This is a genomic window from Robertmurraya korlensis NBRC 107688 (genome assembly GCF_001591645.1).
GTDB lineage: Bacteria > Bacillota > Bacilli > Bacillales > Cytobacillaceae > Robertmurraya_A.
Genome location: NZ_BCVH01000003.1, coordinates 45003 through 63251, shown reverse-complemented (window position 1 = coordinate 63251; position 18249 = coordinate 45003). Strand labels below are relative to the sequence as shown.

Sequence of the window (18249 nt, the reverse complement as noted above, 5' to 3'; positions counted from 1 at the left end):
TATGCAGGACTATCGCACGCTTAAACTATTGGATCGTTTTGAGCGGGTATTTATCAGCCTGGGGGTAGATTACCAGGTCATGAGGAGAATCTTACAAGTAAAGTTAACGATGGACGGACGGCGTGTACCGACCATTTTTTCTCAGAATGCCAAAAAAGAAGATAAAGAAAAGAACAATCAGTACATAAAGTCTTTGTGGATTTACGTATTATTTGGCTTATTTATGATACCCTTTTTACTGATGGGGGAAAATTTTCTTTTTCAAATGAGTCTCTTTTATGGGATATTCACCTTTTTTGTCATGACTTCCATGATTTCTGATTTTTCTTCTGTTTTACTTGATATTCGTGACCGAAATATCCTGTTTCCTAAGCCCGTCGATCGAAAAACAATTAGCACGGCGAAAATGATGCATGTGATTATTTATCTATCTTTCCTTACCATAGCATTTGTCGGTATTCCTTTGATTGTTGGAATATTCAAAAATGGCCCATTGTTTCTACTTGTTTCAGTCGTAAACATTATCCTGATTAACCTATTGGTTGTTGGATTAACCGCGCTAATCTATTTATCTATTTTACGTTTCTTTGATGGAGAAAAATTAAAAGATATGATCAACTATGTACAAATTGGACTATCACTTATGATCATGGTTGGATATCAATTACTTATTCGCTCTTTTGCCATCATTGACGTAACGATTTCACTTGAACCCCAGTGGTGGCAGGTATTCATCTTTCCGATGTGGTACGGAGCAAATATGGAAATGATAATGAACGGTACCTTTCAGCCATTTTTTATCGTATTTTCAGCGTTAAGCATCGTTTTACCTATCGTATCGATCTGGATTTATTTGAAATTTAATTCCAATTTCGAGAAACACCTGCAAAAGCTAACCTATCACGGGAAACCAAAAGTGCCGAAACGTAGTAAAGTTAGCCAAACACTCCTTCGAATGATTTGCCGCTCACAAGAGGAAAGAGCATTTTTTCAATTTGCCAGTTCCATGATGAGAAATGAGCGGGACTTTAAAATAAAGGTCTATCCATCTTTGGGTTTTTCTATCGTGGTTCCTTTTCTTTTTATTATGAATAGTTTTGATACTGACCTTGCTCATCTATCCACTAGTAAATCCTATTTAACGATTTATTTTAGCTTAATCATCATTCCGACGATCATGATTCTTTTAAAGTATTCAGGAAAATATAAGGGTGGTTGGATATTCAGAGTTTCCCCGCTAAACCAATTAAAATCGGTGTTTAGCGGTACAATAAAGGCATTTATTTTTAAATTATATCTGCCAGTTTACTTGATTCTAAGTATTCTCTTCCTTGCACTATTCGGTATAAAAATCCTACCTGATTTGGTTGTCGTATTCATCAATGCCTGTCTATATGCGGTCATTTGTTTTATGATTCTAAAAAAATCGATTCCCTTTTCAGAGTCCTTTGATCAGCTTCAGAACAGCAATAGTGCGATTGTATTTGGTTTAATGCTGTTCGTTGCCTTATTTGCTAGTCTGCATTACGTGAGCACTTTATACTCATTTGGAATCTACCTATATTTAGGGATTGTCGCCATTAGCTTGGGGATTATTTGGAGAGTAGCTTTCAATATCACTTGGGAAAAAATTCTTAGATAGTCCACTAGGAACGATAAGTTTCAAAAACTATTAAACGGCCTTAGCCACTATACAGCTAAAGCCGTTTAAATCACTTTCCACTATCTATTACGCTGTTTAGATACTATTCGTAAAGTAACGACTTTTTTCACGGCTCTCCCCTTACTCAATAGAATCCCTTAATTTTTTTCTCATTTTATCCATCCATGTTTCTTCTGGAAATTCTGCTAGTAATGAGTCGGCAAATCCGGCGTTATCATCTCCAACTACATCTCGTACACTTAAACCATCACTCTCACTATTTTCGAACATCTCTAAAATATTTTTTAAGAGCTCCAGCATTCCTGATCCTTTAGCATAGTTCCACATATAGGTTTCAATTGCTTTCATTGCCTTTCTGTATTCTTCTGGTAATTTATTCACCCTTTTTGTATAAGCACGATATTCCCGTTTTTCTTGAATCATCTTTTTAATCATTTTCTTTGCTCCCTTATCTCATTCATTTTCCCTTCCAGGAATGTCCATCTGCTCCAAAAATTCTCCAATTCTTGTTCACCTTTAGAATTTAAAGTATAGAATTTCCTCGTAGGTCCGAGCTCTGACTTTTTCTTCTCCATTTCAACGAGCCCTTTTTTCTCGATTCGAACAAGAATGGTATATACTGTTCCTTCTACAATATCATCAAAGCCTAAATCGTTTAGGTACTTCGTTATTTCATAACCGTAGGTTTCTCCGGCATGTATCTTTTGAAGTATCACCCCTTCGAGAACACCTTTAAGCATTTCAGTTAAATCCTTCATATATCCTCCCAACAATCTACTTAGTAATACCGAGTACTACTATATAGTATTACTAAGTAGTAGTTGTGTCAAACCCATTTTTATTTTTATATGAAGAACTATTGAAACGAAAAAGACTGGACCTATATTGGATCCAGCCTAAATTATGCACGTTTATTCTTTAAATGATAACCCTTCTTCTTCTAATGAAGCTCTCATAATAGGTAATGAAGCTGGTCCAATACCATGAATTTTTAAAATATCTTTTTCAGTGTACTTTGCTAGTTCTTGCAATGTGTCAATCCCTTCGCGAACCAATCCATTTCTTGCGGGTGAACTGAGTTTCGAAAGGAAGCCACTTTTAGGCTTATTCTCTTTATCACAGGTAGGGCAACTTGAACACTCACTACTTTTGTAAAACTTATGTCCCTTTTCACAAACCCTTAAACTTTTTTCTACTGTCAAAATAATACCTCCCAACAAATTCTGTAGCTAATTTTAACTAAATATATTGTTCGAGTGTTAAAAAGGAATCTCCCCTATAAAAAATGGAATAAAAACTCCAACAGTAGCAGCAATAACAAGTACCCAAAATGTTTTTGAGGTTAACCTTTCCTTCAGTAACTGATTTTCTTTTGACACAAAAAAGGAGAGTACAATTGTATATAATCCAAATAGCATAAATGATAAACCAAACCATACTACCCATACGTTCCCTATAAATCTAATTCCAGCACTCTCATAAACTTTCTTGAGTACATTATCAGTTAATAAAAAACCAACAACTAAAGATAGAATTATTTCAATAATAGTTAGTAAATACATTTTCCATATAGCCATCTCTTCACCCTCTGGAAAGAATAACAAATGTGTTATAGTACTCAATAACAGCATTCCCTACATATTGAGCATTCCGCTATCTGTATTTAGCTTAACTACAATTGCATATTCACGTTTTTCACACTAAGATCGTCGTAGCATCATTATCTTTAAGCCTAGCCCCTAAAACAAGTTTTACCATGAGATGGACTGCTGTAACTTTCTGAATTGGCAAAACTTCTCCACCTCCATAGTAGCTAAATTTTTGCACCACACTAAATACTCAACTTAACTAATATCAGTGTTTTTATTTATTTGTTTTACACAATCCACGATAGCCTCAATGACGACTGTCGGCTCTGTTAATTGAGGGAAATGTCCACTTTTGGGAGCGATAATGTGTCTGCTTTGCGTAGATAGCGAAAGATACTCTAACTGATTCTGTAATCGTTTTTTACGAACTTCCTCGGGCACCATTCGATTCTCTTTTTGTCCTGTAATAATATATACCGGTATTTCAGGAAAAGCATCAGATTCCTGAAGTTGGTTCACAGTTAACTCTACAAAATTGACTTCATCAAATCTTTTATGTGAAGACAAATGATCAAACAAACCCAACATTTTATTTACCGTTTTTAAAGTTTTACCTTGGAATTCATTTAGGTCTAGATCTTTTGGATGACTAGACTCTAAAAATACAATTCCGGCGATTTCATTAGGATAAAGTCGGGCGAATAAATTAGCATACAAACCACCAAGAGAATGGCCTACCAATAAGTATGGAGGCTTAATATGAGCGATGGATAACGCTTCGCGTAAAGTTTCAACGATTGTTTTCCCATCTTGGGGTTCTCTAGGTTTGTCGCTATTAGCGACGCCAAAACGATTATAAGAAAAAACAGTGGCTGTTCTTGAAATTTCCGGAAGAATCTTCATCCAGCCTTCTATCGGACCTGAACCACCGTTAATCAAAACCATGCTCGGTTTGCCTGTTCCACAAACACTGTATTGTAACTTCCCTTTTGAGGTTTCTAATATATCCTTTTCAATTTTCATTCGTTACACCTCTTCCGGTTAGAATACGAGTACCTGAGTTACGTGTGTAACAAGCCATTGGTTTCATTTTGTGAAAACGAAAAATACATTAAAAGAAGAGAATCTTTTTATTCATAACCGGGGGTGTTTAGTTAGTAAGGGTTGATGAGTCATTGTTACAGTAATTGATTATGTACTTAGCAAGTCCTACAAGAGAATCTATACTAGCTTTCTTAGATTCGAATAATTTCTCTTTAGCTCCAATCCTTATATTTGTTGCTTCTCTAATTATTTCATGCCACTCTTTCGGAATATGCCGTAATCCATACTCTCCACTTTCCAATTTTGATATAATTCCATTTTCCTTAAGTGTGTAGAATTGTCGTAACAGTCCTAAAACAGTCCATTCTATCTCTATATCAAGTTCTTCTTGTGATAGGTTAAGTAATTTTTCTACTGATTGTTCTACTAACCTCACTCTTTCAGCCCAATAAGTATTCATATTATCTAACACAAATGTCTTTAGTTGTATGGGGGAAATCTCCAAATCAAGCAAACTCGGATTGGGGCCAATTATATTTATTCCTCTCTGCTTTAAAAGGATCCATGTAATCGGGTTAAAGTTGAAGTATGGCCCGATGAGTAACTTATTATTGTTATAGTAAGGAAATTCAGTAACATCAGATTGATCCTGGTTGTATAGTAAACCTACGTCTTCCCACAAGAGATACACCCCATCCATTTCTGGCTTCTTATATTTTTTAGAGATTCTCTCATGAATAGTAGACAATATTTCTAACTCATCATGCTCTAATCTACGACTTGTAATTGTGATAAAATCAATATCACTTGACTCTTCCACAAAGGCATTAAGTGCAACAGAACCATGTAGATATAGTCCTTCGATTGTATCTGGTAGTACATCATTTAATAATCCTATATAATCTTGTAAAACTGCTGTTACTGTTTTAGGTAATCCTTTCATTTTGGTTTTGCTCCTTTTATACTACATTACGGATTGCTCACTTCAATCCAAATTGAGTGACAATAATAAAATTCACCTTTTCTACTTAAGAGTCCTTCCTGAACTGTACTGTCCCACTGAGATTTTTCAGAAGTAGCAAATTATCTCTCCTAAAAAAACAAAAACCCGCTCTTGATTACGAACAGGTTTTATTCTTCGTTTAATTTTCTAAACTAGCAAGTTGATTCGTTTTAGAGCTATCCATGTAGTTTCTTAGGAAAATAGGTACCGAAGCTGCTATTATCGATATAAATCCTACAAATATGACGTACGGTGTACCCATTCCTGATATGAATAAGCCTCCTACAGCTGCCCCAATGGTGGTTCCTACATTACAGGATGAGATAAATAACCCGTTGGCAAAATCAGGTGCTTCCGGAGCGGACGACATAATCCAATATTGATTGATATTCCCTCCAACCCCTGCTAAAATTCCCCAGATTAACGTAATGAACATCATGGGTACGGATAAATGCCCAAAAAGGAATAGCACGATATAAACAGCTCCTAAGGCAAAAGGAAAAACGACTACTGATCTTAGGGCATTATTAGTTAGTAACTTCCCTCCCACCACGTTACCAATAATATTCGCAACCCCGAATACGGCTAAAAGGATGGTAATGGCATCCAAAGACATGTTCGTAACCGTTCGTAGATACTCAGCAAAATAACTATAAACCCCGAATATGGCTGAATTCAGGAAAACGACTGCAATAATCGACTGCCAAGTAATGAATTTTTTCAAAACCGATAATTGGGCTCCATAAGAAAGCTTTTCTTTCACAGGTATAGAAGGTACAAATAATAAGGTAGCAAAGAAGGCTATCACATTTACAACAGCAAAAAATGTCATTGCCATTTGTAGAGAAGCTGAACTCGCAAGAAAACTAGCAATCGGTACGCCAATAACCATCCCCGCTGATACGCCTATAAATACTTTTGATACCGCTTTGGGTGCTTCTTCTTTGCTGACAGAGGCAGCTGCAACTGTAAAAGCCAAGGAACAATAAATCGGATGAAAAAGGGCTGGGATGACACGAACAATTAAGGCAATAGTAAAATTCGTTGTAAAAATAGAAACGATGTTCCCTACCACGAATATACCCAATACGAGTAACATAACCTTCTTCCGGTTAATACCTGAAAACAATAAAGGCATCGTGGGTCCAGCTCCTGCAATTACTAAAGCAAAAAGGCTTACCAGCAGTCCTGCCTTTGATACACTCACATCAAAATGCTCAGCAAGGGCAGGCAGGATGCCAATCACCCCCATTTCGGTATTAATAATTCCGAAAACACCGAAGGTTAAAATAAATATAAGCAATTTGTTTGGTTTATCCACAAAAATCTACCTCCTACTTTCCCCTGTCATGACATAAAAAATTGCCTCTAACCATATTTAGGGCAATTTTTATGGTTATGAAAATACATCCATTAGTCCTCTTGTTGTGTTGGGCGAATAATGATTTCGCTGACGGTAACGGTTTCCCGTGTGCTAATCGCATACGCCACTGCCTCCGCTACGTCACTGGACTTTAAACCGATTGTATGCTGAAGATTTTCGACCCATTGTCGTCTTTCAGGGTCATTGATGGTCATATGAAGCTCGGTATCTACCGTTCCTGGAGAAATTAGCGTGCTGCGGATATTGTTTTCACGTTCTTCCTTACGCAAGCCTTCCATAATGGCACGAACCGCAAACTTCGTCCCACAATAAACCGCACCTTGTTCAAAAACAACATGTCCCGCAACCGAGTCCGTCGTAACGATTTGACCAGACTTTTGTTTTTGCATAATAGGGAGTACAGCAGCAATCCCGTTCAAGACACCCATGATATTGATGTCCAACATTTGACGCCATTCACTAAAGCGTTTTTGTGAAAGTGGAGCCGTTGGCATGATTCCGGCGTTATTAAAGAGCACATCTACACGACCATATTTTTCAACGGCCAGGTCGATCACTGCTTGCACTTGTTCTTCTTTCGTTACATCAGCAACTGCAAAAGAAATTTCAGCGCCTGGCAATGTTTCAACTAGTGCTTTCAAGCGGTCCTCGCGACGAGCCGCGATCACAAGTTTTGCTCCATCTTGCGCAAGTCTCTTGGTAGTTGCTTCCCCAATCCCACTTGATGCACCCATGATAATTACCACTTTGTTTTGAATAGTAGACATATTACATAACATCCTTCCGCTTTACATATTTGATCTGCTTGTTATCATTTTAGTTAGAAAACCACCATATTGCTAATACTTATATCTTATAACTTGATATGCTTGATGAGCATTTCTAAAGCCGTTATACTAATGTATACAAACGGAGGGCTGATTGATGGAATTAAGAGTATTGCGGTATTTTCTTACCGTTGCAAGAGAAGGAAGCATTACGGGGGCAGCTGATTTTTTGCATGTAACACAGCCCACTCTCTCTAGACAACTAAAAGACCTAGAACAAGAGTTAGGTAAAAAACTATTTACTCGAAGTAGTCACAGTATCAATCTCACAGAGGAAGGAATGCTTTTACGAAAGAGAGCAGAAGAAATCGTCGAAATGGTTGATAAATTAGAGACCGAATTTCATTCAATGGTAGGTACCATCAGTGGGGATGTTTACATTGGTAGTGGGGAAACAGAGGCCATGAAACAGATCGCACGGGTAGCAAAGGACTTACAGTTTCAATATCCCAATATACGCTATCATCTTTATAGCGGTAACGAAGACGATGTAACCGAACGGCTGGACAAAGGATTGCTCGACTTTGGTATTTTAATTGAGCCAGCTGATATATCCAAATACAATTATATCAATATCCCAGCCAAAGATGTGTGGGGCGTGGTTATGAGGAAAGACAGTCTTCTCGCTAGCAAGGACTCTATTAAAGCAGAGGATTTATTGAACGTCCCTCTAATCTGTTCACGACAAGCTATGAAACAGACATTTTCTAAAAATGAATTTGCGGATTGGTTTGGTGAGGATTTTGATAAATTAAACATTGTGACTACATACAATCTTGCCTATAATGCAGCCATTATGGTTGAGGAGGGCATTGGTTTTGCAGTAGTCCTTGATAAGATAGTGAATACGTCTAGTGATAGTAGCCTTTGTTTCAGACCGCTAGAGCCAAGACTTGAATCTGGCTTAAATATTGTTTGGAAAAAGCATCATGTTTTTTCCGCTGCTGCTGAGATGTTTATAAAAGAAATTCGGGTGAAATTTTCAAATTCTTTAAATTAACAAAAACGCCGACTTCTGGCGAAATATAATAATATTAATTCTCAAAAAATACAGTGGCATTGGACTTAATTCGACTTTGTAGCAACATATATACAAGGATGTCCAAAAAGCTAGGCTGATTGGACATCCTCAAAATTACATTAGATTTTATCATTTAAGCAATTACATTGTGCTGGTGTCAATCACAAATCGATACTTTACATCTGAAGCTAATACACGTTCATAAGCTTCGTCAATTTGGTCGGCTGAAATTACTTCAATCTTAGGAACGATGTTATGTTTTGCACAGAAGTCTAACATTTCCTGAGTTTCACGGATGCCGCCAATCATCGAACCTGCAAATGAACGGCGATGACCGATAAGTGAGAAGACGTTAACTGATAATGGCTCAGCTGGTGCACCAACGTTAACGAGGGTACCATCCAGCGCCAGTAGCGAAAGGTAGGCACTAATATCGATCTTAGCGCTTACTGTATTTACGATAAGGTCAAACGAACCCGCCAGATTCTTAAATGTTTCTGGATCACTCGTTGCATAGTAGCTGGTAGCGCCGAATTCTAAACCATCTTCCTTTTTATTCAATGTTTGTGACAGGACGGTTACCTCGGCACCCATGGCATGCGCAATTTTAACAGCCATATGACCAAGGCCACCCAGACCAACAACCGCTACTTTTTTACCTGGTCCAGCTCCCCAATGATTAAGAGGTGAATATGTCGTAATACCTGCGCATAGTAATGGTGCTGCAACGTCAAGCTCCATGCTATCAGGAATTCTGACTACAAAGTCCTCGGTTACGACAATATGAGTTGAATAGCCACCTTGAGTAGGCTCACCGTATTTGTCGACACCAGCGTAGGTAGGAACATTCCCTTTAAGACAGTATTGTTCTTCTCCTTTACGGCAATTCTCACATTCACCACAGGAGTCAACCATACATCCGACCCCTACTCGGTCACCGACCTTATACTTTGTAACCTCTGGTCCTACTTCGGTAACAATTCCAGCAATCTCGTGTCCAGGTACGAGTGGATAGTTCACTTGACCCCATTCGCCATGAGCTGTATGGATGTCTGAGTGACATATGCCTGCATATTTAATCTCAATTAAAACATCGTGTAGATCAAGGTCTCGTCTTTTAATTTCAGCCATTCGAAACGGTTTGTCTGGACCGTCGACTGCTCTCGCTTTCGCTACTGTCATTCGATTAATCCTCCAATATGCTTTGATTTTTCAAGAGAAGGGACTAGGATATGGTGTTAATTAACAGCCTTTTATTTCTCCTTTTTCTCTTGCAAATCTAGAATAATCCCTATAGTTAACTCTAGGTCAAGCAATAAATTTATGAATATATTAAACTTTGACGTTAGGAATTCTGCATGATAAAATCATCCCAAAACATAGAGTTAACTCGAAGTCTATATAAGAGAAAAGGAGATCAATAACGATGACCTATTCTATAAGCGAAGTTGCAAAAGAATTAAATCTCACCGTATATGCCTTACGTTACTACGATAAAGAAGGCCTAATACCGTTTGTTGAACGTACCCCTAGTGGAATTAGAGTATTTAAGGAATCCGATATTGAAGCATTAAAAATTATCCAATGTCTAAAATCTACTGGGATGCCTATTAAAGAAATTAAAGGTTTCATTGAATGGTGTTCAGAGGGCGATTCCACCTTGCAGCAAAGATATGACATGTTCCTGGAGCGAAAAGCTGCTGTAGAAGCACAGTTGGAGGATCTGAATAAGACAATGGAGCTCATAAATCATAAATGCAACTATTACAAGACTGCCCTGGATGCAGGAACGGAAGATATTCATAAGAATAATAAAATAGGAAACTTTTAATTAACAGAAAAGCAACTACCCTCATAACTGTTGTTCTGAGGGTAGGTGCTAACTAATTATTCATTATTCTCATTCATCCCTCACTTATTAGATCTAAGGCTCCCTGTATTTCTTTTTCAAACGGAATAATTTCCGAATGATCATCTTTCTCATGTACATAAAAGATTAAGATATTTCTCTTTTCAAACAGACTAGAAGAAACCAATTCCATGGTTGCGGTTTTCTTTGCAAATTCCCTTATCCCCTTCTCGACGTCATTTTCATTTTGGAATTCATAAATATAAAACGGTTTCTCATTTAACGTATAGGATCCTGGCTTTACCTTTGTTAATTCGGAACCGAAGACGTTTCCTTGTGGGAAATCTGCAGCCACTAATGTAACACCATTCTCTTGTAACACTTTTACAACATCTCCTTCTGTTATATGAGAACTATCACTTACAGATTGACAGGAAACCAATAATAAGAGAAAACATAGACTAAGAATCTTCCTCACTTGACTCACCCCAAACTTAAATAGAGACTACTACTTTATCGACTCTGATGATTTCTCACTTCTTCCATTTCTTCATTTTTGGCAAAAGATAAAATGGTCATCAGAATTCCATACATGTAGATCATCTGCCACGTATCCGCGTAGCCACAATACACCGTTGATTCGTCTAAGATAGAAGCCTTTCGGAAAATCTTCTTCTTCAGCTAGTATCTCAGATGCGATTGTGATGGAGCCTGATGGAGCTTGATGTTTTTTCTGCATGTGATTCCTTGAATCCCCTTCAGGCTGGTCCAGGTACTCTAGTCTTAGGTAAGGTCCGAGTTCAATCGGACATAATTCCAACCCAAGTTCGTTCGCCCTTTTAAAGAACTGAGTCGTAGTAGCTCCATCTGGAAAGCCAAGGTTGCCAACGGTTAGTTCAATGGTTTGTAGGCGGTACTTTGTTTCAGAAGTTGTAAACCTTTCATCCGCTAACAGCCTCTCTCCATACTCATTGATTAAAATAGAGGATTGTTGTAATTTCTTAATCAGTTCGCATTTCGTAAGGCCGCCAACCTCCAATGTTCTGGTGATAAATGAGCATTCAGGGTATAACTTTTCATTTGGGATACGCATTTAGTCACTCCTTATAAAGGATCATCCAATAAAAATTAACTTACTTTTGAGCGAACTCTAAAGGATTTCCTCACGATTGCGAAAGCATTGTGGAAATAAGTGGTTGACGAAGCATTAATAGACAGTTAATATAAAATTTAACTCAGGTTAATTTTTAAACCGTAGTTAATTTTTATTGAAATGAGGTTTACTAATGTTAACTTCCTTATCCAAAGTAATCGAAAAGATTCATTGGAAGCACTGGCTTTTCCTTTTCTTATTGTCACAGTCCATCTATGTATTGATGTTAACTATAACCATCCCGAAAATCTCCACTGAGGCTGGAGGAATGAGAATATTTGATATGATGCCCCTTGGATACACCTACCACTATGCCAGCTCATTTCTAGCTCGTTTGTCCGAGCATGGATACCATTTGTATAAATATGTTCAGATTCCTTTGGATATTTTCTTTCCCATTTTTAGTTTCGGTGCCGGATTTTGTATGTTGATTTTACTACTACGATTTTACCGCAGTTTGAGAAGAGAAAAGAAGAGTAAATACGATTTATTCCTTCAATGGATTGGCCTATTTTTACCCTTTTTAGCTATGCTTTGTGATTATTTAGAGAACATGATGATTGTCACAATGCTTTCTTTCAAGGACAATGTTTCAACCATAATCGTTTCAGTGGCTAATATTTTTACCATGATAAAGAGCATGTCCACGACCATATTCTATTCCATTTGTATACTTATTGTTATGTCCATTTGTGTTAGATGGGTTCAAAATAAAGTAAGGGAGAAAAAAACCATTGGAAAACTTCGGTATTCGAGAGAAGAAAAAAGCACAATTGAAGATAGCCATCCTAGATGAAATGCTTCGATTGTTAAGAACAAAGGATCTTACAGATATCTCTGTTGAAGAGTTGTGTCAAAACATCCAAACGACCAAAGTCACTTTTTTTAAATATTTTCGATACAAGGAACAAGTTCTTGACTACTTTGTACTCAGGTGGCTTTATGATAGAAGCAATGAAATTCATCGTCAGTGGTTCCATGGTAAAGAAGGAATCATCCATACCTTTCAAACAATTAGTGAAGATCCCTTGTTAGGAAAAAAAATCATGGTTTCACTCGTTCATTACTACTCTAAACTTAAAGAAAAACCAACTACGATGGAGATCACTCCATATGAATACTATTTATTTAACAAAGACGCCTTTCAAAATGGAATAAAACCTTTAGAATTAACCCAAATATTTATTTATTATCTTTCTCAGTTGGAATCTGTCAATAAACGAGACTATAATAAAAAAGCTTGCCAGTTGCTAGCGTTAATGTACGGCGTCCCTATTCAAACACATATTATGGAGCTCGAAGATATGTACCCATTTTATGAAATAGGGATTAATAGCATTTTAAATTCACACATTTGATTAAGGAAATAATAATTTCGTAAGAATGAAGGATCCATTTTTATGGATCTTTTTTCCTTTGTTAGCATCCCTACTTGTAAAATAATATAATATTCCCACCATTTGCTTCACCTTGTAAATCGTAAACCATCCCCAGATTCCCTCCTGAAGTGTATCAGAATAATAAGTATTATATAAACAGCGACATACCTGGGGCTTCAGATTCTCGGCCTACAAAACCTAGTTTCTTGTAAAACTCTTGTTTCCCTTTTGCACAAAATAATTGAACCCACTTTATTCCTTCCTCCTCACATTTGTTTATCAACGCTTCCATTAATTTTTTCCCGATACCTTGTTTTTGATATTCAGGATGAACCATTACATCACAAATAAGGGTTTGATAAACCCCATCTGATATAATCCGGCCAAATCCAATTAAATGTCTATTATGATAAATAGAAACGGAATACCAACTGTTACAAATAGCAGTATATAGTTGGTCATATGTATACAAGCCTTTAGCATTCCATCCAGTTGTTTGATGCAAACTTATAAAATCTTCCTTAACAGGACTTAGCTCATTGATATCGATCTCCATAAAATCATCCCCCTTGTGCATAAACAACCTTTTCCTGTATGTATATTTATACCATCTGTTAAATTATTATTCAATCATTAATAAACTAATATAAAATTTTTATTGGAGTTCTTTTCATATGATATTTGCTTCACAAAAGTTATTAGTTTATAATAATTATAGTTTAGAAGTCATTATAATATAAATCCAAAGAATATGGTTTATAGAACAACAAATAATGGAGGTCATAATATGCAAGCAGGATTAGTTGCGTTAAGAGAGGTAACAAGAGAAGAGTTTATGGACTTAGCTCAAAGTGGGGTTCGTGAACTATTTGACCTTGGACATTATAAAGTGTTTGATGGGACAAAAGGAAAAGAACAAAGTTACTTTGTTTACGAAATGGGAACACACCGTTGTTATTTAATTGATAAGGATACATGCTATGAGTTGGTAACAGCTTTCTATTGTGGCGGAGATAAACCAACCATCCTTACTAGTTTAAACGAAATTGCTTCGTCAGTTAAATAAAAGAGTACTTGTTTATAGGTTTATTCGATAAGGGAACCTCTTGAGGGTTCCCTATTTCTTATCTTGTCGCCCAAATAAAGTGGCTATATGTTATCCTTTCCCCTTTTTTCCATCAGTTCTGCCATTTGTTTCGAATGTAGATTTTCCTCATTTTGTAATTTACCAATGATGTTATGATAATCCGTTTCATTTCGGTTCTGACTTAATTTATAGGCAGCCTGTATTTCTTCCACCTTTATCTTAAATCCAACGATCCCTTTCAGTTCACTTTCTAAGAGATCAGGAGAAAGTTTATCCCATAAAACGGGATTTTCACGATGTTTTTCATATTTTTCAAGCATGATTGTTAATACTTCTATTAATTCCTCTTTTTCTAAAATGCTTGCTTTCCCATATATATGGACGGCTTGATAATTCCATGTTGGAACTGCTTCATGCCCATACCAAGAAGAAGAAATGTACGCATGCGGTCCCTGAAACATCACCAGCACATTTTCACTGGTATCAAATGTTCTCCACTGAGCATTTCCATAAGCCAAATGCCCAGTAATATAATAATCATCCCCCTTTTTATGTAACCCCATAGGCAAATGAGTAGCAATTGGTTTCCCATGTTGTGTTGTGACCATTGTGCCAAAAGAATTTTTCTGAACAAAATCCCAAATTTCATCAACATTTTTGACCTTAAAATATTTTGGAATATACATAGAATTCACCTTTCAAAGTGTTTTAGTCATAATAAAGTCCATTTGTTCTTCCTCACCCATAGTAAAAGAGTGGACGCCTGTTTGTACAAATCCCATTTTTTTATAAAAAGCAATGGCATTTTCATTTTTTTCCCATACGCCTAGCCAGATTTCCTTTTTATGACGCTCCATCGCCATTTCTATGGCTTTTTGTAGCAGATATTTTCCAAGCCCATGTTTTTGAAACTTGCTCTTTATATAAATCCTCTCGACTTCAAGTGATTCTTCTCCCCTTTCTTCAGTCTGAGAATCATTGCTATTGATCTTTAGATATCCAGCTACTTCATTTTCAAAATAAACAAAAAAGAATTCTGATGAACGATTGGATAGTTCTTTTTCTAATTGTTTTACGTTAAATGCCCTTTCCAAATAGGCAATCATATTTTCAGGTGAATTCTGATCTTTAAATGTCTCATTAAATGTTTCATAACTAATTTCTTGAAGTTTGTGTAAATCCTCAAGGGTACATTTTTTTATATTGATAGTCATTACAATGGTCGCTCCTTTATCTAATCAATAATTTCTCTTGTTTCCCTTTTTAACATATTCCCAGTCTATTTCTACATTTTTTCTTACTCTTTGAAGTAGATTGAAAATGGTTTCTGCTTCTTTTTCGCTAAATCCATCTAATGCAACGAGATTGGAATATTGATTTTCTCTTTTTATGAAAGGATAAACATGTTCACCTTTCTCTGTTGCAAAGAGTTTTTTAATTTTTTTGTTGTGTTCATCTTCTTTTTTTTCAATAAAGCCATTGATTTCAAGTTTTTTAATTGCACGAGCTGCCGTTGTTCGATCGACTTTTATCATCTCAGCTAATTTTTCTTGAATGATGCCTGGGTTTTCACATATTCTCACGAGGTACAAATACTGCCCTTTTGTCAGGTCATATTCCTTGAATTCTATATTACTTATGGAATCTAATGCCCTGGCAATCATTCCAATTTCTCGAAGAATTTCCTTCATACTTACCTCCTTATTAGATATTTTTATTGCAAATACAACAAAAATGATTTATGTTAAATTTAACCTAATTTCGTTGCACTTGCAACAATATTAGAATTTTATTTTGAGGGACTGATTCATATGTATATAAAAAAAATAATGAACGAAGAAGATTTAAGGCTAGCGTTTGCTATAAGAAAAGAAGTATTTGTGAAAGAACAAGGCGTACCACTAGAGGATGAATTTGACCCATTTGACACACTAAATGGACTTTGCGAACATATTTTAATCGAGTACAATGACCAACCAGTTGGAACGGGAAGGATAAGATTGATGGATGGAGTAGGAAAATTGGAAAGAATCTGCATCCTTCAACCCTACCGAACATTGGGTCTTGGAAAAATCATTATAAAAGCGTTAGAAGAAATCGCGGAAGAATTGGGAGCGTCACAGGTAAAATTACATGGGCAAACACAGGCAGAAGGTTTTTATCAAAAACTCGGGTATTATCCTGCATCTCCTATCTTTATGGAAGATGGGATCCCACATGTACTCATGCTCAAACAATTGTCTATGAAATAATGATAAAGTGGGCGAGTAAAGTGAAATATGTTCTTTTTGTATTCGGAATTTTACTATTAACCCTTGGTATTTCATTCACTATCCAATCAGACCTTGGAACTTCCCCTTTTGATGCACTATTGGTGGGACTCTCCAACAATGTAGGGCTTACTGTGGGAAGTTGGGAAATACTAATCGCTTTCCTATTGATAGGTTGTAATTCGATATTAAAAAGGCAAAAACCAGAGATCTTGGGGTTGTTAACAGCATTTATAACGGGGATTGGAATTGATATGTGGCTTTTTTTATTGAAAAATGTCATAACCCCCGAACTCTGGGTCAGCAAAGTTATTTATTTTGGAATTGGTTTAGTTGTTATCGGACTGGGAACTGCAATCTATTTACAAACAAATTTTGCACCGATTCCCGTTGATCGATTAACCTTAATCATCCAAGAATTAACTAGAACAAACCTATTCTTTTCGAGAACCATCATTTACCTCGTATTCTTGATCATGGCACTAATATTCCATGGACCTATTGGCATTGGAACCTTATTAACCGTTTGTTTAGGAGGGCTACTACTTAATTTCTTCATGGCAATTACTGAAAAATTATTAGACCGGATATTATCAAACTCTACTCCAGCCTCAAATTATGATACAGACAAAAAGCATTCAATGATGAAGTAACCCAATAAGGTCTGTTTCAGGTACTCCACCGGACTCAGGCCCTTTTTATTCAGGATTTCATCAAAACATGCGTTTATCCTCAGGATTCAACGCATGTATGACTATCCATCCCTATTTTTTTCTCAAACTCTATCCCACTTAGCCCTTATTGCTTCGTATTCTTCTTTTGTAATAGGAATAACTGAACCATGCCTCTTTTTGGTCGAACCTAAAGAATAATCAGAAGTTGGAAATTCACTAAATTCACCGCTTAAAAGAGTTGTAGTTCGTAAGGGAAGATACCCCTTACCTGATGAATACTGATCCACCATTAAACACCATTCTTCTCTATCGTTAAATTTAAAAATTAAAGGACCCTCCACATCGTGTCCAGTTAACTTCGTTGATGCTTCTATTGTTCCAATCTTTGACCATGTACCAAGTAAATGTTCACTTTTTTCTATTGTGATTTGTCCATCCCCAGAGTAGCGATAATATAATGTTTTATCTTTAGTGATTGTTGTGTCAATAATATGCGTATCATCTGAGCGCTCAATGAATAATGATGGTTTTGTAAACCTACGGAAATCCCTTGTCTTTGCATAGTACATTCGATGCGGTCCAAATTCTCCATATTGATCAGATACCCTTGAAGCCCAAAATACGACATATTCTCCTGTCTTTTCATCAAAACATGCCTCTGGTGCCCAGGCGTCCCCAGCATTGGGCCGAGTCACTTCCACCATTCTTGGTTCTGACCAGTTTACTAAATCATTTGATTCCCATACAAGAATCGATTTACTTCCAGCTGTCTGCGCTACATTCCAGCCTTTCCCATTTGCAATACGTAAATCGGTAGCAAGCATAAAAAATTTATCCCCTTCTGGTGATCGGAGAATAAAAGGATCACGTACTCCCTTTTCACCAATTTCAGAAGTTACTACGGGTTGACAATCATTCAGATCATTCCAGTTTAATCCATCCGTACTAATGGAAAAATAAATCTGTTCTCCCGTATCATGGTCACCTGAAAAATGAGCCATTAAATATGAAGTGAAAGATCTATTATTCGGTTTAGCCTTAACTGAAAGTATAATTTGCTTTTTATCACTTACCCTACCAACATTTATATAGGCGGTTAGCTTTACAGTTGTATCCGTTTCCGGTCTTGTTACCACACCAGCTGGGGTACCATCATACTGCTCATTTTTCTTGTTAATTACATTTACTATATCTGGTCTATCTGTTTCCCAGGATATCGTTGCTCCTTTAGCAGTCGTTAATGGTAATGTGATATTCCCTCTGATGTCATGAGCATTAGGAATTTCCAAAGTTGTTTTGGCCAATT

General features: G+C 36.6%; 24 protein-coding genes. 8 read left to right on the top strand and 16 right to left on the bottom strand.

Features of this window, described 5'->3' with window-relative positions; all coding sequences use genetic code 11:
* The first annotated feature begins 1 nt into the window (after position 1).
* Positions 2-1642, top strand: a complete 1641-nt coding sequence (locus BKO01S_RS06800) for a hypothetical protein (protein WP_066050778.1) — start codon at positions 2-4, stop codon at positions 1640-1642.
* 141 nt (positions 1643-1783) lie between these two features.
* On the opposite strand, the gene BKO01S_RS06795 is transcribed toward BKO01S_RS06800, so the two are convergent.
* The 8 genes from BKO01S_RS06795 to BKO01S_RS06760 form a co-directional block, all read right to left on the bottom strand.
* A complete protein-coding gene (locus BKO01S_RS06795) occupies positions 1784-2098 on the bottom strand; it encodes a DUF1048 domain-containing protein (protein ID WP_066050777.1) in 315 nt (104 codons plus the stop codon).
* Positions 2095-2421 (bottom strand): PadR family transcriptional regulator, encoded by a 327-nt coding sequence (locus BKO01S_RS06790; protein WP_066050774.1) that lies wholly within the window; start codon positions 2419-2421, stop codon positions 2095-2097. Before BKO01S_RS06790 ends, BKO01S_RS06795 begins: the two co-directional genes overlap by 4 nt.
* Positions 2422-2574: 153 nt before the next feature.
* The gene (locus tag BKO01S_RS06785; RefSeq protein WP_066050770.1) at positions 2575-2865 is read right to left on the bottom strand and encodes an RNA polymerase alpha subunit C-terminal domain-containing protein; all 291 of its coding nucleotides are present in this window, start codon (positions 2863-2865) and stop codon (positions 2575-2577) included.
* A gap of 57 nt (positions 2866-2922) precedes the next feature.
* Positions 2923-3240 carry a hypothetical protein gene (locus BKO01S_RS06780; RefSeq protein ID WP_066051304.1) on the bottom strand — a complete coding sequence of 106 codons (318 nt, stop codon included), beginning with the start codon at positions 3238-3240 and terminating at the stop codon, positions 2923-2925.
* Between the two features lie 267 nt (positions 3241-3507).
* The gene (locus BKO01S_RS06775) at positions 3508-4275 is read right to left on the bottom strand and encodes an alpha/beta fold hydrolase (protein WP_066050763.1); all 768 of its coding nucleotides are present in this window, start codon (positions 4273-4275) and stop codon (positions 3508-3510) included.
* 127 nt (positions 4276-4402) lie between these two features.
* Entirely contained in the window at positions 4403-5239 is an 837-nt protein-coding gene (locus tag BKO01S_RS06770; RefSeq protein ID WP_066050762.1) for an aminoglycoside adenylyltransferase domain-containing protein, read from the bottom strand.
* A gap of 199 nt (positions 5240-5438) precedes the next feature.
* Positions 5439-6620, bottom strand: a complete 1182-nt coding sequence (locus BKO01S_RS06765) for an MFS transporter (RefSeq protein ID WP_066050760.1) — start codon at positions 6618-6620, stop codon at positions 5439-5441.
* 92 nt (positions 6621-6712) lie between these two features.
* Positions 6713-7450, bottom strand: coding sequence for an SDR family oxidoreductase (locus tag BKO01S_RS06760; protein WP_066050757.1), 738 nt, complete (start codon positions 7448-7450; stop codon positions 6713-6715).
* A 157-nt stretch (positions 7451-7607) separates the two neighbouring features.
* Here BKO01S_RS06760 and BKO01S_RS06755 point away from each other — a divergent pair, with 157 nt between their 5' ends.
* Positions 7608-8510, top strand: coding sequence for a LysR family transcriptional regulator (locus tag BKO01S_RS06755; protein WP_066050754.1), 903 nt, complete (start codon positions 7608-7610; stop codon positions 8508-8510).
* A 162-nt stretch (positions 8511-8672) separates the two neighbouring features.
* Here BKO01S_RS06755 and BKO01S_RS06750 read toward each other — a convergent pair whose 3' ends face one another.
* Positions 8673-9713: an NAD(P)-dependent alcohol dehydrogenase gene (locus BKO01S_RS06750; RefSeq protein ID WP_066050752.1), complete on the bottom strand. Its 1041-nt coding sequence runs from the start codon at positions 9711-9713 to the stop codon at positions 8673-8675.
* 244 nt (positions 9714-9957) lie between these two features.
* On the opposite strand from BKO01S_RS06750, the gene BKO01S_RS06745 reads away from it, so the two are divergent.
* Positions 9958-10362, top strand: a complete 405-nt coding sequence (locus BKO01S_RS06745) for a MerR family transcriptional regulator (RefSeq protein ID WP_066050749.1) — start codon at positions 9958-9960, stop codon at positions 10360-10362.
* Between the two features lie 73 nt (positions 10363-10435).
* On the opposite strand, the gene BKO01S_RS06740 is transcribed toward BKO01S_RS06745, so the two are convergent.
* Together BKO01S_RS06740 and BKO01S_RS06735 are read right to left on the bottom strand one after the other, a co-directional pair.
* Entirely contained in the window at positions 10436-10858 is a 423-nt protein-coding gene (locus BKO01S_RS06740) for a hypothetical protein (RefSeq protein ID WP_157077316.1), read from the bottom strand.
* Positions 10859-10930: 72 nt separating this feature from the next.
* Positions 10931-11473: a helicase gene (locus BKO01S_RS06735; protein ID WP_066050744.1), complete on the bottom strand. Its 543-nt coding sequence runs from the start codon at positions 11471-11473 to the stop codon at positions 10931-10933.
* Positions 11474-11666: 193 nt separating this feature from the next.
* Here BKO01S_RS06735 and BKO01S_RS06730 point away from each other — a divergent pair, with 193 nt between their 5' ends.
* Together BKO01S_RS06730 and BKO01S_RS06725 are read left to right on the top strand one after the other, a co-directional pair.
* Entirely contained in the window at positions 11667-12329 is a 663-nt protein-coding gene (locus tag BKO01S_RS06730; protein ID WP_066050742.1) for a hypothetical protein, read from the top strand.
* Positions 12268-12891 carry a TetR/AcrR family transcriptional regulator gene (locus BKO01S_RS06725; protein WP_066050739.1) on the top strand — a complete coding sequence of 208 codons (624 nt, stop codon included), beginning with the start codon at positions 12268-12270 and terminating at the stop codon, positions 12889-12891. The genes BKO01S_RS06730 and BKO01S_RS06725 overlap by 62 nt, the downstream gene beginning before the upstream one ends.
* 169 nt (positions 12892-13060) lie before the next feature.
* Here BKO01S_RS06725 and BKO01S_RS06720 read toward each other — a convergent pair whose 3' ends face one another.
* Positions 13061-13468: a GNAT family N-acetyltransferase gene (locus tag BKO01S_RS06720; protein ID WP_066050737.1), complete on the bottom strand. Its 408-nt coding sequence runs from the start codon at positions 13466-13468 to the stop codon at positions 13061-13063.
* 231 nt (positions 13469-13699) lie between these two features.
* Here BKO01S_RS06720 and BKO01S_RS06715 point away from each other — a divergent pair, with 231 nt between their 5' ends.
* The gene (locus BKO01S_RS06715) at positions 13700-13978 is read left to right on the top strand and encodes a hypothetical protein (protein ID WP_066050731.1); all 279 of its coding nucleotides are present in this window, start codon (positions 13700-13702) and stop codon (positions 13976-13978) included.
* Positions 13979-14061: 83 nt separating this feature from the next.
* On the opposite strand, the gene BKO01S_RS06710 is transcribed toward BKO01S_RS06715, so the two are convergent.
* The 3 genes from BKO01S_RS06710 to BKO01S_RS06700 are packed head-to-tail and all read right to left on the bottom strand — an operon-like array spanning position 14062 to position 15690.
* On the bottom strand, positions 14062-14685 hold the full coding sequence (locus tag BKO01S_RS06710) for an FMN-binding negative transcriptional regulator (RefSeq protein ID WP_066050727.1): 624 nt from the start codon (positions 14683-14685) through the stop codon (positions 14062-14064).
* Positions 14686-14697: 12 nt separating this feature from the next.
* Complete coding sequence (paiA, locus tag BKO01S_RS06705; RefSeq protein WP_066050724.1) at positions 14698-15213, bottom strand: spermidine/spermine N(1)-acetyltransferase; 516 nt, start codon at positions 15211-15213, stop codon at positions 14698-14700.
* A gap of 24 nt (positions 15214-15237) precedes the next feature.
* A complete protein-coding gene (locus BKO01S_RS06700) occupies positions 15238-15690 on the bottom strand; it encodes a MarR family winged helix-turn-helix transcriptional regulator (protein WP_066050721.1) in 453 nt (150 codons plus the stop codon).
* Between the two features lie 120 nt (positions 15691-15810).
* On the opposite strand from BKO01S_RS06700, the gene BKO01S_RS06695 reads away from it, so the two are divergent.
* Positions 15811-16251 (top strand): GNAT family N-acetyltransferase, encoded by a 441-nt coding sequence (locus BKO01S_RS06695; RefSeq protein WP_066050718.1) that lies wholly within the window; start codon positions 15811-15813, stop codon positions 16249-16251.
* Between the two features lie 20 nt (positions 16252-16271).
* The gene (locus tag BKO01S_RS06690) at positions 16272-16922 is read left to right on the top strand and encodes a YczE/YyaS/YitT family protein (RefSeq protein WP_066050715.1); all 651 of its coding nucleotides are present in this window, start codon (positions 16272-16274) and stop codon (positions 16920-16922) included.
* Positions 16923-17044: 122 nt separating this feature from the next.
* Here BKO01S_RS06690 and BKO01S_RS06685 read toward each other — a convergent pair whose 3' ends face one another.
* Positions 17045-18247, bottom strand: coding sequence for a glycoside hydrolase family 43 protein (locus BKO01S_RS06685; protein ID WP_232311184.1), 1203 nt, complete (start codon positions 18245-18247; stop codon positions 17045-17047).
* Positions 18248-18249 lie beyond the last annotated feature (2 nt).